Annotated in this window: 12 protein-coding genes; 9 read left to right on the top strand and 3 right to left on the bottom strand. The window is 40.6% G+C overall.

What is annotated here, in order from left to right; genetic code table 11:
- The first annotated feature begins 65 nt into the window (after positions 1-65).
- The 9 genes from HPC41_RS02500 to HPC41_RS02460 all read left to right on the top strand — a co-directional run bounded on the left by HPC41_RS02500 (position 66) and on the right by HPC41_RS02460 (position 13,223).
- Positions 66-3,038 carry a SusC/RagA family TonB-linked outer membrane protein gene (locus HPC41_RS02500; RefSeq protein ID WP_172392402.1) on the top strand — a complete coding sequence of 991 codons (2,973 nt, stop codon included), beginning with the start codon at positions 66-68 and terminating at the stop codon, positions 3,036-3,038.
- A gap of 10 nt (positions 3,039-3,048) precedes the next feature.
- Positions 3,049-4,569, top strand: a complete 1,521-nt coding sequence (locus tag HPC41_RS02495) for a RagB/SusD family nutrient uptake outer membrane protein (protein WP_172392401.1) — start codon at positions 3,049-3,051, stop codon at positions 4,567-4,569.
- A 36-nt stretch (positions 4,570-4,605) separates the two neighbouring features.
- Positions 4,606-6,078 carry an endo-1,6-beta-glucanase gene (locus HPC41_RS02490; protein WP_172392400.1) on the top strand — a complete coding sequence of 491 codons (1,473 nt, stop codon included), beginning with the start codon at positions 4,606-4,608 and terminating at the stop codon, positions 6,076-6,078.
- A gap of 11 nt (positions 6,079-6,089) precedes the next feature.
- On the top strand, positions 6,090-7,421 hold the full coding sequence (locus HPC41_RS02485; protein WP_172392399.1) for a DUF5125 domain-containing protein: 1,332 nt from the start codon (positions 6,090-6,092) through the stop codon (positions 7,419-7,421).
- Positions 7,422-7,531: 110 nt separating this feature from the next.
- The gene (locus tag HPC41_RS02480; protein ID WP_104385347.1) at positions 7,532-7,912 is read left to right on the top strand and encodes a hypothetical protein; all 381 of its coding nucleotides are present in this window, start codon (positions 7,532-7,534) and stop codon (positions 7,910-7,912) included.
- 383 nt (positions 7,913-8,295) lie between these two features.
- Positions 8,296-9,240 carry a hypothetical protein gene (locus tag HPC41_RS02475; protein ID WP_172392398.1) on the top strand — a complete coding sequence of 315 codons (945 nt, stop codon included), beginning with the start codon at positions 8,296-8,298 and terminating at the stop codon, positions 9,238-9,240.
- 5 nt (positions 9,241-9,245) lie between these two features.
- Positions 9,246-11,234 carry a TonB-dependent receptor plug domain-containing protein gene (locus HPC41_RS02470; RefSeq protein WP_172392397.1) on the top strand — a complete coding sequence of 663 codons (1,989 nt, stop codon included), beginning with the start codon at positions 9,246-9,248 and terminating at the stop codon, positions 11,232-11,234.
- 22 nt (positions 11,235-11,256) lie between these two features.
- Positions 11,257-12,108, top strand: a complete 852-nt coding sequence (locus HPC41_RS02465; protein WP_172392396.1) for an MbnP family protein — start codon at positions 11,257-11,259, stop codon at positions 12,106-12,108.
- A gap of 92 nt (positions 12,109-12,200) precedes the next feature.
- Positions 12,201-13,223 (top strand): cytochrome-c peroxidase, encoded by a 1,023-nt coding sequence (locus HPC41_RS02460; RefSeq protein WP_216660632.1) that lies wholly within the window; start codon positions 12,201-12,203, stop codon positions 13,221-13,223.
- A gap of 53 nt (positions 13,224-13,276) precedes the next feature.
- Here the strand turns inward: HPC41_RS02460 and folP are convergent, their stop codons facing one another.
- Genes folP through HPC41_RS02445 form a run of 3 tightly spaced genes read right to left on the bottom strand, consistent with a single transcriptional unit; the run spans position 13,277 to position 15,224 of the window.
- Positions 13,277-14,116, bottom strand: coding sequence for a dihydropteroate synthase (gene folP / locus HPC41_RS02455; RefSeq protein WP_172392394.1), 840 nt, complete (start codon positions 14,114-14,116; stop codon positions 13,277-13,279).
- Positions 14,117-14,164: 48 nt separating this feature from the next.
- Positions 14,165-14,644, bottom strand: coding sequence for a DUF4920 domain-containing protein (locus HPC41_RS02450; RefSeq protein ID WP_172392393.1), 480 nt, complete (start codon positions 14,642-14,644; stop codon positions 14,165-14,167).
- A 1-nt stretch (position 14,645) separates the two neighbouring features.
- A complete protein-coding gene (locus tag HPC41_RS02445; RefSeq protein WP_172392392.1) occupies positions 14,646-15,224 on the bottom strand; it encodes an L-threonylcarbamoyladenylate synthase in 579 nt (192 codons plus the stop codon).
- Positions 15,225-15,251 lie beyond the last annotated feature (27 nt).

Raw genomic sequence — 15,251 nt, 5'->3', positions numbered from 1 at the left:
GGGAAACTTCATCGCCAATTTGGAATAACCAAAAGATAAAACAATAACCAATTTTTTTATTTCATATGATTTACTTTACTCGAAAAGTAACCTTTTCAATGGGGCTGGTTTTCTTGTGTATGTGTTTGAACTCGGTATTTGCACAAGATCGGATTCAGGTTAGTGGTCGGGTGCTGGATGCGCAAGATCAGAGACCACTTGCTGGAGTCACAATTACACAGAAGGGTACCAGTAATGCGGCCTCCAGTAATGGAGACGGGCGTTTTCATATTTCAGCTGTCCAAGGCAGTATACTTCAATTTAGTTTTATCGGCTATGATAACAAAGAATTGCCGGCCAATGGGACAATGACCGTTCAATTGAGCTCATCCACAAACGTGCTTGACGATGTTATTGTGATTGGCTACGGCGCTGTCAAACGTAAGGATGTGACGACAGCAATTTCTTCGGTGTCAACAAAAGACTTGGAAAAAAGGCCTGTCGTAAGTTTGGGCCAGGCAATACAAGGGAAAGCAGCAGGTGTGTCCGTGATCCAGCCCAACGGAGCACCAGGCGGTGAAATGTCCATTAAAGTCCGGGGTACAACCTCCTTTAATGGCTCTAATGATCCACTGTATGTTGTCGATGGATTACCCGTTGAAGATATCAAATTTTTATCACCAAGTGATATTGCTGATATCCAGATTTTAAAAGATGCTTCGTCGGCAGCTATTTATGGGTCACGTGGAGCAAATGGTGTTATTCTTGTGACCACAAAATCTGGAAAATCTGGGGAAGCTAAAATTATCCTGGGAGCGCAAGCTACAGCAAATGTGGTAAATAATACCGTAAAAGTGTTGAATACCGCACAATACAAGGAGTTGATGGATGAGACAGGTTATGTAAAGCTGCCAGAAGGGCTTACTGATCAAACAGACTGGTTTAAGGAAACTTATAAAACCGGAGTTCAACAGAATTACCAGTTATCAATCTCTGATGGTAATGAGAAATTACGCTATTATTTGGGCGGAGGTTATCTGACAGAAAAAGGCACACTGCAAGGTTCATTCTTTAGACGTTATAACTTCAAAGCGAATATAGATAATCAGGTAAAAAAGTGGATGAAGGTTAACGCCAATTTATCTTATGCGGATTACAATACCAACGGGATTATCTCAGGCAACGGATCTAATCGTGGGGGAGTAGTTACTTCGATCATCAATACGCCTACTTATGCACCTATATGGGATCCTTTGTTTCCTGATCGATATAATACCAATTTCAATGGACTAAATATAAACAGCCCTTTAGAAAATCTCGAACGAACCAAGAATAACAATAATCGGGAGAATAGATTATTGGCAACAGGAAGTGTATTGATATCCTTTATGCCTAATTTAACCTGGAAGTCTTCATTTTCAATGGATAGACGGTCGGGCGTACTGACAACATTTTTAGATCCCTGGATTACGCAACAGGGTAGAAATCAATTTGGAGAGGCCTCTGACGCGCGCAACACAAACACGGTATTGACTTGGGACAATGTGCTGACTTACAGCAGAAGCTTTGGAAAACATAGCTTGGAGACGATGACAGGTTCATCTTGGACAGATTCAAAATATTCCAATAGTTATATTTATGGTTCGAACTATGCCAACGGAATTATCCAGACACTAAATGCGGCAAACAAGATTTCATGGAATGGAACCGGCTCCGGAGCGTCCAATTGGGCCATCCTATCCTATTTTGCCCGTGCGATGTACAATTACGATGGAAAATATCTGGTAACTGCAAATATGCGTGCGGATGGATCGTCTAAATTAAGCCCTTCCGGTCGCTGGGGATATTTTCCTTCGGTGTCGGCTGCATGGCGCTTATCAGCGGAGGATTTTATGAAAGATGTAGACTGGATCAATGATCTGAAAATACGTGGCGGATGGGGGCAGACTGGAAACCAATCTGGACTTGGAGACTACTCTTATCTTTCGTTCAATGTGATTCAGCGCTTACCTTGGTTTGAAGACAAATACCAATATTCCCCGCCGAATATTGGGAATTCGACTACATTGAGAGCGACAGATTTAAAATGGGAAACGACTACCCAGGCAAATGTGGGGATTGATTTTTCTACATTAAATAACAGATTGAACCTGACCTTAGATTACTACCATAAAAAAACAACAGATATGCTGATGGAAGTAAGCTTGCCTACAGGTTCTTCTTCTGCAAGTACAATTAAACGAAATGAGGGCGAGATGACTAATAAGGGGTTTGAGATCGGAATAAACTCCAAGAATTTAACAGGAGATTTTACATGGAATACGGATTTTAATATTTCTTTTAACAAGAACCGTCTGGATAAGCTCGTCTTTACAAAAATCTATAATGATGCGGTTACAAATAATCTAGTGAACGCAACTGTCGTTAGGAATGAACCCGGAAGGCCTTTAGGTGGATTTTATGGTTATATCTCTGATGGTGTAAATCCGGAGACAGGTGAATTAATGTATAGAGATCTGAATGGTGATGGCAAAACATCACCTTCCGACCTGACTTATATTGGAGATCCCAATCCAAAATTTGTATATGGATTGACAAATAGCTTTTCCTGGAAAGATTTTGACTTAAGTATATTTCTTCAGGGTACTTATGGGAATGACATTTTCAATGCGAGCCGAATGGAAACAGAAGGAATGTATGATGGTCGTAACCAAACAACAGTTGTACTCGATCGCTGGCGCGTTCCGGGACAGATTACACATGTGCCCAAAGCAGGATTTGATATTAAAAACTCATCTTATTTTGTAGAAGATGGAAGCTATTTGCGCGTAAAAAATATTTCATTGGGTTATTCTATCGCACCTGAACGTTTGAAAAAGATTGGAATTCAAAAGATTCAGCCTTATTTTTCGGCAAGTAACCTATTTACGCTGACTAAATATTCAGGCATGGATCCGGAGGTAAACCAGTGGGGGAATTCGGGAAGAGTACAAGGCCTCGATTGGGGGACATATCCACAAAATAGATCTTTTGTACTTGGTGTAAATGTAGAATTTTAATTGAATGGTGATGAAAAAAACAAATATTAAATACTTTTTACCGTTGTTCATGACAGGCTTCTTGCTGGCTTCTTGCTCGCTAAATCGCGATCCACTGGACAGTTATACAGATGTTAGTCAGGGTAAAACAGAAAATGAAACACAGATCGTCTTTAAAAACAGAAGCGAGGTAGATAATTTTCTTTCTGGGATTTACCAACAGATGCGAGATAGGCAAGAGCATTGGTACCTGGACCTATTGTTGATCGGCGATTCCCATGCTGATAATGCGTACGCAGGAACAACAGGTGCCGAAGTTGTACCATTTGAAAATAATTCTATTGAGGGATCCAACTCCGTTGTTGATCGAGATTGGGCACGTTATCTTGAAGATATTGCGCGGGCCAACCGTTTAATAATCAATGTTGATAGTGTTGCGGATAAATCTATTAGTGATGCTGACATCAAAGTTTACAAGGCGCAGGGTAAAATCTTTCGGGCACTGGCGATGTTTGATATGGTGCGCATATTTGGCTCCATTCCAGTAATTACAACACAAGGAAAAGATATTACCGCGGAAAATATCGAAGCGGTATACCCGGAGTACTTCCCCAAGCAGGCGACTGAAGAGGAAGCGCATAAACAGATCGAGAAGGATCTGTTGGAGGCGCTGGTTGATGCCCCGGTCAATAACAATGCGAATAAAACCTTGTTTACAAAATCCGTAGCCCGGGCAATGTTGGTAAAACTCTATGCGGAAAAACCCCTCCGGGATTATAATAAAGTTATTCAGTATGCGGACGCATTGACTGGAGATGGATTTGATTTGAATCCCAATTATGGGGATTTATATGAATTGAATGCGGCCAAGACAGACCTAGCGCAACGAAATACAAAAGAATCAATTTTAGAGGCGCAATTTATGCCTGGATCTGGAAACTGGGCGACCTGGATGTTTGGTCGAGACCTGTCTAATTACGACAATGCATTTACATGGGCCAAATGGGTCACACCATCACGTGATTTGATACAAGCATATACGAATGAAGCAGACCAAATTCGGATGGCACAATCTATTGTTTATTATACAACAACCTGGAGCAACTATTACCCATCAAGCCATTATCCTTTTATGTTTAAGTTGCGTTCGGGCATGAGTAGCATCGTCAAGCTCCGCTACGCCGATATTTTGTTATTGAAAGCTGAAGCCATGATCCAATTGGGGTCAAATCTTTCGGGGGCAGCTGATATTATTGATAAGATCCGTACGCGTGTAAAATTGCCCAAATTATCTGCTGGAGTTCGTGCGAATAAAGATGCTTTGCTGGAAGCATATTTAAAAGAGCGTCGCTTAGAATTAGCCTTCGAAGGACAGCGTTGGTTTGATCTGGTTCGGTTGGATAAAGTGGAATCAGTAATGAATGCCGTGTACGCAAAGGATTCTGGAAGAAAGGCACAGGTATATCCCTTCACAAAGAACTCCTATCGCCTGCCAATTCCGCAACCTAAAATAGACCAGAATCCAAACTTAGTTCAGAATCCCGGATACTAATTATTTTAACTGTTTATGAAACATAATAATAACACTATGATATATACATTCTTGTTGTCCTGTCTGATTACGGCAACATCTTGTAACCGTGATAGCTTCACACCCTCACAAGGTGATGATCTCAAAAAATCTGGCGATGTCACTATTGTAATGACTAATACAAACCGTGCTTATGATCTGACAAAAAAATATGTCGATTTTAGTACAAAGTTTAATATGTCGCCCAATACGATTTCCTTAAATCCTGATCAGAAGTTTCAGACAATGGACGGATTTGGTGCTGCTATAACAGGCTCTACCTGTTATAATCTGATGAAAATGAGTAAGGAGGATCGGACGAAATTTCTTACCGAGACGTTCTCCGATAAAGATGGTATGGGCATGAGCTATATTCGTATTGCTATCGGATGTTCGGATTTTTCATTAAGCGAGTATACCTGTTGGGACAAGGAAGGAAAGGAAAATTTTGGGCTGCAGTCAGAAGAAAAGCAATATGTTATTCCTGTGCTGAAAGAGATTCTAGCCATCAATCCAAACGTCAAAATTATGGGATCGCCATGGACTCCGCCAAAATGGATGAAGGTCAATAATCTGACAGATTTAAAACCTTTTGATTCCTGGACCAGCGGTCAATTAAATCCGAAATACTATCAGGATTACGGTTGGTATTTTGTACAATGGCTACAAGCATTGAAGAAAGAAGGTATACCGGTGTATTCCATCACTGTTCAAAATGAGCCGTTGAATCGCAAAAATTCCGCCTCCATGTACATGTCATGGCAGGAACAGCAGGCATTTATCAAACAATCGCTCGGCCCACAGTTAAAAGCTGCAAATATAGCGACGAAAATCTATGCGTTTGACCATAATTATAACTACGATAATATGGCTGATCAGGAAGATTATCCTATCAAAATCTATAATGATGCAGGAGCGGCATCCTTTATTGCTGGCGCAGCTTATCACAACTATGGTGGTGATAAAACGGAGTTAATTGATATTCATAATCAGCGTCCGGATAAGGAACTGGTTTTTACAGAGACATCTATCGGGGAATGGAACGATGGGCGTAATCTTGAAAAGCGTTTAATGGAAGATATGCGCGAAGTGGCGCTAGGGACTGTAAACAATTGGAGCAAGGGTGTTATTGTTTGGAATTTGATGCTGGATACCGATAAGGGACCAAATCGCGAGGGCGGTTGTCAGACCTGCTATGGTGCCGTTGATATTAGCAAGTCAAATTACAAGAGTATCACGCGCAATTCGCATTATTATATTGTAGGACATCTGTCGTCTGTAGTCAAGTCCGGTGCGACACGTATTGGCGCTACAGGATATATCGCTGCAGGACTGGTCTATAGTGCCTTTCAGAATACAGACGGAAGCTATGCTGTAGTGTTGTTGAATGAATCGAATGACGACCGGAAAATTACACTGGCAGATGGTAAACATCATTTTAACTATGAGGTTCCTGCAAATTCAGTCGTCTCTTATCGTTGGAAAAACTAAATACTGGGATTATGAAAAGATATCTCATCAATATACTATTGGGAGTAATAGCTGTGGTAAGTTCCTGTAAAAAGGATGAAAAATATGCCTATCAAATTGGGGATCCCAAAATTGAATTGAAATCCGACGTTTCTGTAGCCCATTTTGGCGATAGCCTAGTTTTTAATATCCATGTATCGGATAGCGAAGTCGCTTTGTCTACGCTGAAAGCGCAGTTATATTTTACAGATGACAAGGTTACTGAAACGACGATTCGTACAAAAGAGAACGGCGACTACAGCGGAAAAATTTACGTTCCTTTTTTGAAAGACATTCCGGATGGGAAAGCGACCATTAAGTTTGTTTTGCAGAATATTAGTCAGAAGAAAACCGAACAATCCTTTGATATAAACTTAAGTCGCCCGGACTTTCCTTACCTCACTTTGGTTACCGAATCAAAGTCCTATCGGATGGAGAAGACTGGACGAAACCAATATGCAGCAAAAGAGAATTTTTCGGCAGATGTAAAGGGCTATATTCAAGCACCAAAGGTTGGCGAACAAGGTAATGCCATGAGTTTTGGATGGGTTAATAATGCTGTTGATTTTGGTTCTAAAGCTGAGATCCCGTTTTCAAATTCAACGTCTGGCGTATATCCTATACAATTTAATACATTGACGTATCAAGCCTCGCCATTTATTTTCGTATTGCTTAATGGATCGCCGTTCAGGAGTCTTGATGATAAGCATTCTAAAGTTGAGATGGTGTTAAATCAAGGGGAAACAGCGACTTTTGAAGGTATTGCGGATCTACAAAATTGGTGGATTGATCCTGACTTTTTTACGCAATCCGCCGATGGGGGCATATCGTTTAAAGGAGCAACAGGGAAATATCGCATTACTGCAGACTTCGCACTAAAATACTTCGTCGTTGAGGCCATGGCCGGGAATGACCTTGCTAAATTGCAGGAAGATGGTACTGGAGCTGTATGGATTATTGGAGAAGGCGTTGGAAAACCAAAAGTTTCGAGTAATCAGGTTGGCTGGAATACCGATAAAGCCCTCTGTTTAGCTCCACTGGGTAATAAAAAGTACCAAATTACATTGAAAGCAGGCGAGTCTATCAATACCGATAATATCAACTTTAAGTTTTTCCACCAGAAGGGCTGGGGCGGAGAATTTGGTGGTACGGATGTGACAACGTCGAGTGATCTGATTTTTATTGGTGATGGTAAAAATGGGCGTGATTCCGGAAATTTGGGTATCAAAACCGGTAAAATGTTGGAAGCTAGCAAAACGTATATATTCACCTTAGATCTAACAGCCGGTAATAAAAAAGCCGTGCTTACAGTTGTACCAAAATAAGCTGTTTTTTGATTTTTCAGTCCCCAGGTAAAACCTTACCTGGGGACTATATTGTTCCTATTGAATTTGTTTAATCAAGGATTCATTTATATATTTGCCGAACTCACAAGATGAAAGCTAGACAGTTCATATGGATTTTATTGCCTTTGATGCTCCTCCAGAGCTTCTCAACAGTATGGCTGTGGTCCATTTTTGAGCTGAATCGAGATTACATTGCACGCTACGAATGTATCAACCGTTTCAATGAAAATGCCCTTTCGTGTAGAGGACAATGTATCCTAATGAAGAAAATGCGTGAACACGAAGAAAAGGAGCAAAAGAACCTTGAATCACGTATTATCGACGTCGTTTTTATCAATAATTCTCAAAATTTTGACTTTAAGGTCTCTTCTTTATTTCAAGAAGATTTAGCGGAACGCTCGTTCCCTGAATACAACGAAAATTATTCTTACAGACCTATTTTTACCATTTTTCACCCCCCATTAGTTTAAATCCATTTTTAGAAATCATCATGAGTTTTTTGCTGATCGCTTATAGCGACAAATAATTCCTCATGTTTACTTCATCGTGTTTAAGGAATAGTTTATTCTGATGGTTCCATCACACCTGATACCACCGAAGGCAGCGTGAATGCCTTAAAAAGAAATTGGACTAATGAATAACAAAATTAAACAGATGAAAACTTTATTTGAACAGGTTGTCTGTTTTTGGACGACGGGTTCCGGGTAATTTAGAAAAATTTCTAGGATAGGATATGTATTGCGGCTACCTTTCTGATAGGCGCGGTCCACTGTCTATATGTTATTCTCTTCTAACCATTCTTGAGCCTGTACTACAACGGATTACCTTTTAACTAAGCTAACATGGTATTTTTATGAAGGTAAGTATATTGGTAAAAACAATAGTTTTTTATGCTGCTCTTGCGTGTGTGTTTTTCGGATCATGTACAAAAGGAAAAACAAATTATGAAGCCGAAAGGGGAGATGTAATTGAAGAGAATACTGAATTTAAGGAAGTCTCAAATGCTGTAACCGCTAATTATACGGTCAGTATAGAAGCTTTAAATGGTGTATTATATCGTGGTTATAATGATATCCGCGTAAGAATTAAAAATACACAAACAAATACTCCCGTGGAAGTGTCGGATCTTACATTTCTGCCTATTAGGACCACTGTCATAGGAGAGAAGAGTTCATGCCCAAATCGGTATAATTTCGATTATAAATCAGCGGATAAGTATTTTTCAGGTTATACGGTTTTCACCAGCGAAAGCGATGCCGTGGGTAGTTGGGCACTCTATATCAATTTTACCGTCGGTAATCAATCCTTTTCCCTGATAAAAGAGGTGTCGGTTAGACAACAGCCAAATAAAAATCTGAATATGACGACGTTCACAGGGTTGGATGATGAGCAGTATGTCATCGCATTGATTGCTCCGCAGAAGCCAAATGTTGCCGAAAATAAATTGGTCGCCGGCATCTATAAATTGAATAGGGCGCTTGATCCTTCAGCGGAAGGCCCCGCTGATCAACTGCAATTTTCCTATTCGCAGGTTGAGCGTTATACGTTGAAGTTAGACCCGCGCATGCCCGAACCTTCCATGGGCAATCACTCATCTCCTAACAATAGAGATTTGTTACAGGATACGGATGGTTTATACCATGGGGTGGTGAATTATACCATGACAGGGAATTGGACATTAAATTTCATCCTGTTAAATCCAGTGGGAAAAGTGATCCGCGGTACCGAGGTGCCAAAGGATTTTACACCGGGAGTGGAAGGACGTAAGAGCGAGCTACATCTCGATATTTTATTCTAAGAGTCATGAAGAAATTAAGTCTAGTTCTTTTTATTCTTTCTCTTGGATTGGATGTTAATGGACAAATTGCTCCGGTAAAAAGAGATACAACGAGACGTTTGGGGGAAGTCAAGGTTGACGCTACGATCAAACGAAAGATCGAAAGCGATATGAAAATGGCTGTCTCAGTCGATGAGTTTTTGGCTTCATCAGACAATATCAGTTTTATTAAGCGTGGAGCCTATGCATGGGAACCGTTACTGAACAACATGAGTACAGAGCGTTCTACAATCACAATCGACGGTATGCATATTTTTGGCGCTTGTACGGATAAGATGGATCCCATTACTTCGTATGTGGAGAGCAATAACCTGTCTTCGGTTGATATTAAATCAGGACAGGAGGGGAGTATGCATGGAGCCACAGTGGCTGGAAGTATAGATCTAAAAAGGAGAAGTACTCCCTTTGGTCTGCAGCAAAAAGTAGGTGGTGCGTATCAGACGGGTTTCGAGTTTAACAATAAGCAAGCATTTAATCTTGGAAATCTGTTCTATTCGACAGACAACTTTGTGGCTGACGGTAGCATTGCCTTTCGTAAAGCAGGTAATTATTATGACGGAAACAACAAGGAAGTACTGCACTCACAATATAATAAACTGAATGCATCATTGGGCCTAGCCTATAAGACAAGTCCACTTTCTGCCATCAGGGTAGATGCAATATTTGACCGTGCAAAAGATGTGGGTTTCCCAGCTTTGCCCATGGATCTTTGGTTATCGCGGGCGATTATCACATCTGCATCCTATAAACAATTGTTTGAGCAAGGGCTGGTTAAAGTATGGGATACCAAAGTTTATTTCAACGCTGTGGAGCACTATATGGATGATACGACACGACCGGAGAATTTGGTACACATGGATATGCCCGGATGGAGTACGACGTATGGATTGGTGTCAAAAATAAATTTAAAGAAAGACCGATATTCTTCGGAGGTACAGTTCAATGCCTACGATAATCTTTCGATAGCGGAAATGCGAATGTACCCCCAAGATCGTTCCAAACAGACCATGTTTGCTTATAGCTGGCCTTGGGTAACAACCCGTTTTGCAAGTATGGCAATGAATAATTCCTGGGAAATTTCAGGAAGAAGTAAAGTGAATCTTGGTGGTTCGTTAGGCTGGAACTATAACTACTCCAAATACGTGGAATTTAACTGGATTTTTCATCCCGGAGCACCACAAAAAAAGAATAGATGGCTTCCGAGTCTACATGCCAGCTATGAGTTAAACTTAAATCAGTTTGATATTTCGTTAGGAACAGGTTTTGGCCATCGCGCGCCTTCTGTTTCCGAAGCCTATGGCTATTATATCTACAATAGCTTTGATCGTTATGATTATATCGGGAACCCCGATCTAAAGAATGAGATTTCTTATGAAGGCAACGCCAGCGTTGGATTCAAGACTGAGAAGCTAAGTATTGCTGCAAAAGTTAACTATTTCTACATCAACAATTATATCATCGGGCGGATTTTGAGTTTAGGAAGCCCCATGAATTATCAATCCGTAGGTGTAAAAGGTTATACTTCTTTAAGTAAGGCTACACTGTTTAATACAGCTATTAATGTAGATTATAAAATCCTGGATAACCTGCATTGGAAAGGCGTGCTTACCTATGCAAGAGGAAAGGATGATGAAGGCGGGAATCTACCTTTTATACGTCCGTTGAGTTATCAGACTTCGCTGCATTATGGGTATAAAAAACTCGGCTTGCGGACCTCCTTAAACGGAGATTTTGCACAGACCAACTACAGCCCCATATACGGTGAAGATCTAACTGGCGCATACAAAATATGGAATCTATCGGCCGATTACAGTTTCAATCTTGGTAAGCTCAAATCTGTCTTTCAGGTTGGTGCCGAGAACCTGTTGAATGAATATTATAGTACCTATGCGGATTGGGGAAATATACCCCGGATGGGACGGAATATTTTTACATCCTTAAAAGTCAATTTTTAAATAACTTAAAACTTAGAATAACATGAAAAAAAATGCAATTAAACTCCTAATGATTTCTTTGGTCATGATCTCTTGTAGTAAAAATGAAGATGTCGCAAACAGTGTTAATTTACATTTCAACAATACTTTTAAAAATACGACAATCGTGCTGGGGGGCTTAGATTCCCCAGTAGCGACGACGAATACATCGGCTGATGGCCAAGTGCATCAATTTTCGGAGTTAAAGTACGTGATTAGCAATATCAGACTTGTGAAAGCCGATGGGTCTGAAATTCCTTATAATGTAAATGATTTGGACAAGGGAGCTACCGTGGTTAATCAGGCAAAACTTTCAAGTTTGGATTACATGTTGGCAGACATACCCGTAGCGGAATACAAGCAGATAAAATTTGGACTTGGTATAAAGCCGGGATTAAACACATTGGATCAGTTTAGATTTCCTGTATTTTATGCGACTGCTGAAGCCAATGATACGGAGATGATGTGGCAATGGGCGACTGGTTATCGTTTTGCTAAAATGGAGGGTTTTTATGAAAACGATCATAAAAAATTCACGATTCATACCGGCAGTACTTTAAATGGAAAGTCTGGACAGCCAGATACCTACGTGCAGGGAGTAGATGCTTATCGTGATATTACATTGGATTTAGATACAAGGCTTGTTGTCGGTGGTAACAAACCCGAAATTACGATTAAGGCAGATTTTGATAAGTTATTTAGTGGGAAAAATAAGATCAGCATCAATGCAAAATATGCGACAGCACCACAACAACATGAAGGTATGGAGGTCATGGTAGAATATGTCAATAATCTTGGCGGAGACGATAACGAAGATAGAGCAGGAATGTTCTCTATTGAAAAGGTTGAAAACTAAAATAAATTATACAATTGATCATCATGGAGGGCAAGCGTATACATGACGACATAGCCTATCCATGATGATTTTACAATAAAATAGACATGCAGATGAAAACCGTAATTGGGATTTTGTTTACTTTGTTGATTATTTTATCCTGTAGCAAAGAGGATAGTTTTGTGTTGGATAACGACAGCAATCCCGAAATTCCCTTTTTTATACCTACAGATTTTCCCGCACTGAATACTACTGTAAAAGATAATAGACCTACGAAATATGGTGTGGAATTAGGTGAGAAACTATTCAATGAAAAAAGATTCAGTGGTAATAACACGATTTCATGTGCAAGTTGTCATAATCCTTCCCTGGCTTTTTCTGATGGAAAGATGCAGGCAATAGGTATTGAGGGGCGGGTTGGACTGCGGAATACACCCCCTTTACAGAATTTGGCCTTTATGAAATTCTATAATTGGGACGGTAATATTCTTGAGCTGGAAAAGCAACCATTGGTTCCCATCATCACGCATGAAGAAATGAATTCTTCTATATTAGAGGTTATCCGTAAGATTGGCGACGATTCCGATTACAAAGATTTATTTCAAAAAGCATTCGGTGAGGGTGGCATAACACCTGATCGAATTTATAAAAGTCTTGTACAATATGAATACACATTGGTGTCGGCGAATAGCAAGTATGACAAAGTAAGAAGAAACGAGGGGGGCAAGTTTACAGAGACCGAAGAACGGGGGTATACGCTGTTTAAGCTAAAATGTGCCAGTTGTCATAGTACGGCGTTGTTTACGGATCAAAGTTTCAGAAATGTGGGATTTCCTGCGAATCCAAATCCTGAAGAAGCAGGACGAGCCCGGGTTACCGGACGACCTGCCGATCAGATGGCCTTTCGTGTTCCCTCCCTCAGAAATACAGCTTATACAGCACCTTACGGAAGTTTTGGCCAATTTCCAACTTTAAGGGCCGTTTTGGACTATTTCGATAAGGGGGTGCAGGACGCAGAGAATCTTGACCCTATCCTAAAGAAAAATGGCAATCGCATTCCGTTAACGGAACAGGAAAAATTGGCGATTATCGCTTTTATAGAAACATTAAGTGACACAGCATTTATTGGGAAATAGTAAGTATTCTTGAAAGACTGGGATACGTTTTTTAGAAGAACGGTGCAATCCCGCTAATAAAAAAGATCAATAAGCTGTTTTGCTTCTGCCACGTCATGAACACGGAGGAGCTGAACCCCTCGCTCCAGTAATAGGGTGTTTAATGCTGTGGTACCATGAAGGGCTTCCGCTGCCGTAATACCCAATTTTTTATAAATCATCGATTTACGTGATATACCACCTAAAATCGGAAGACCGAAATAGTGGAGTTCATTGACACGGTATAGGAGCTCATAGTTTTGATCGGCCGTTTTGGCAAAGCCAAATCCGGGATCGAGGATAATATCTTTTACACCTAGATCCCTGAGCTGGGCAACACGCGCCCCCAGAAAGGTGGCGACATCAGTCACAATATCAGTATATTCGGTCTGTTCCTGCATGTTTTCGGGCGTGCCACGCATGTGCATAAGGATATATGGAACCTGATATTTAGCCACAGTGGCAAACATATCCTCATCCAGCGTACCTCCAGAGACATCATTGACAATATGCACACCAGCATCCATTGCGACAGCAGCGACATCTGCCCGGAAGGTATCGATGGATAAAATTGCCTCTGGAAAAGCCTTTCTGATTGCTTGGATAGGTGGGAGGGCCCTGTCTATTTCTTCCTGGGAAGAGATTAACGGAGCACCGGGACGTGAAGAATAGGCGCCTATATCCAAGATCTGAGCACCTGCCTGTAGAAGGTGCTTTGCCTTCTCCAGGGCTTTTTCGACAGTGGTGTTATCGCCTCCATCGTAGAAGGAATCTGGTGTCACATTGAGTATTCCCATGATTACAGGTTTCTCAAATGTCATGAGCTTTCCACCTACATTGATGGACTGTGCAGCTGCAGTCTCAAATTTTTTCATCAGAATAACTAGTTCTTTCCTATCCAGGATAACGATTATAAGTGATATTTATCTGACGACAAGAACGCCATCGGCAACGATATTAATATCTTTTTTCGGCTGTGTAATCTGATTTATTTCGGATTGCGACTTGCCTAGGTCTTTTGCCGCATGTTGTAGCGATGCCACAGAGGTTTCTTTCTTCTTGGCCACGCCTTCAACAACAACTGTTTTACCGATGATATCCGCAGGCATAAAGTAACCATAATCTTTAAAACGTACCATAATAGGTTCTTCCCCATCACGTTGCAAGGTCATGAAACAACCTTTCTTTTTGCACACTTCGACAACTTTTCCTTCGATTTTACCGCTGAAAGTACTTCTTGTACTTAGTTCTTTTTCTAGTTTGGCAATAGAAATCGCTTTATTTGCCTGAATTTCCTTTCCATACCCTACACCTGGTTTTGCGGAAGCAATTTCCTTTTTCTGGGCATATAATTGGGCACTTACGCCAAAAGCCAGCACAAAAAATAAAATAACCTTTTTCATATTACTTTCGAATAAATTCAAATTTACCACTTGGATCAAGCTTCATAATTGTAGAAGATTTGCCATCGGTTTTAACATGTTGATCATATGCAACAATATAATCAACACCAGTTTTGATCGCTTCAGCGATTTCGTCAAAATCTTTCGCTGTTGGCTCACCACTGATATTTGCTGAAGTGGAGATAATAGGCTTACGGAAGCGTTGTAATAGTTGTTCGCAAAAGGGATGCTTGACAATTCGAATGCCAATCGAACCGTCCTCTGCAATGGCATTGGAGGCAAGATTTTTGGCATTCGAATAGACAATGGTCAGTGGCTTGTCCGTATATTCAATAAGCTGATAAGCAACATCCGGGATTTCGTTCACATAACTTGCCAATTGGTTGTCATTATGTAAAAGGACGATCAGACTCTTGGACTTATCTCTTCCTTTCAATTGAAAGACTTTCTCTACAGCTTCTGGATTAGTGGCATCACAGCCTATTCCCCAGATCGTATCTGTTGGGTATAAGATTAATCCACCTGCTTTCAGCGTTTCCAACGCCTTGTTCAAATCTTCACGATCCACGAATGCGCTCATTTTTAATTTCTTTAGTTCTGACTTGAA

This window comes from Sphingobacterium prati (assembly GCF_013167215.1).
GTDB classification, from domain to species: domain Bacteria; phylum Bacteroidota; class Bacteroidia; order Sphingobacteriales; family Sphingobacteriaceae; genus Sphingobacterium; species Sphingobacterium prati.
Note: the sequence above shows the minus strand (reverse complement) of the source record. Positions and strands in the feature narration are given on the sequence as shown.

Coding starts and splice junctions, on each gene's coding strand:
- HPC41_RS02500 (WP_172392402.1), top strand. CDS start 66: ATGATTTACTTTACTCGAAAAGTAACCTTTTCAATGGGGCTGGTTTTC.
- HPC41_RS02495 (WP_172392401.1), top strand. CDS start 3,049: ATGAAAAAAACAAATATTAAATACTTTTTACCGTTGTTCATGACAGGC.
- HPC41_RS02490 (WP_172392400.1), top strand. CDS start 4,606: ATGATATATACATTCTTGTTGTCCTGTCTGATTACGGCAACATCTTGT.
- HPC41_RS02485 (WP_172392399.1), top strand. CDS start 6,090: ATGAAAAGATATCTCATCAATATACTATTGGGAGTAATAGCTGTGGTA.
- HPC41_RS02480 (WP_104385347.1), top strand. CDS start 7,532: ATGAAAGCTAGACAGTTCATATGGATTTTATTGCCTTTGATGCTCCTC.
- HPC41_RS02475 (WP_172392398.1), top strand. CDS start 8,296: ATGAAGGTAAGTATATTGGTAAAAACAATAGTTTTTTATGCTGCTCTT.
- HPC41_RS02470 (WP_172392397.1), top strand. CDS start 9,246: ATGAAGAAATTAAGTCTAGTTCTTTTTATTCTTTCTCTTGGATTGGAT.
- HPC41_RS02465 (WP_172392396.1), top strand. CDS start 11,257: ATGAAAAAAAATGCAATTAAACTCCTAATGATTTCTTTGGTCATGATC.
- HPC41_RS02460 (WP_216660632.1), top strand. CDS start 12,201: ATGAAAACCGTAATTGGGATTTTGTTTACTTTGTTGATTATTTTATCC.
- folP (WP_172392394.1), bottom strand. CDS start 14,116: ATGAAAAAATTTGAGACTGCAGCTGCACAGTCCATCAATGTAGGTGGA.
- HPC41_RS02450 (WP_172392393.1), bottom strand. CDS start 14,644: ATGAAAAAGGTTATTTTATTTTTTGTGCTGGCTTTTGGCGTAAGTGCC.
- HPC41_RS02445 (WP_172392392.1), bottom strand. CDS start 15,224: ATGAGCGCATTCGTGGATCGTGAAGATTTGAACAAGGCGTTGGAAACG.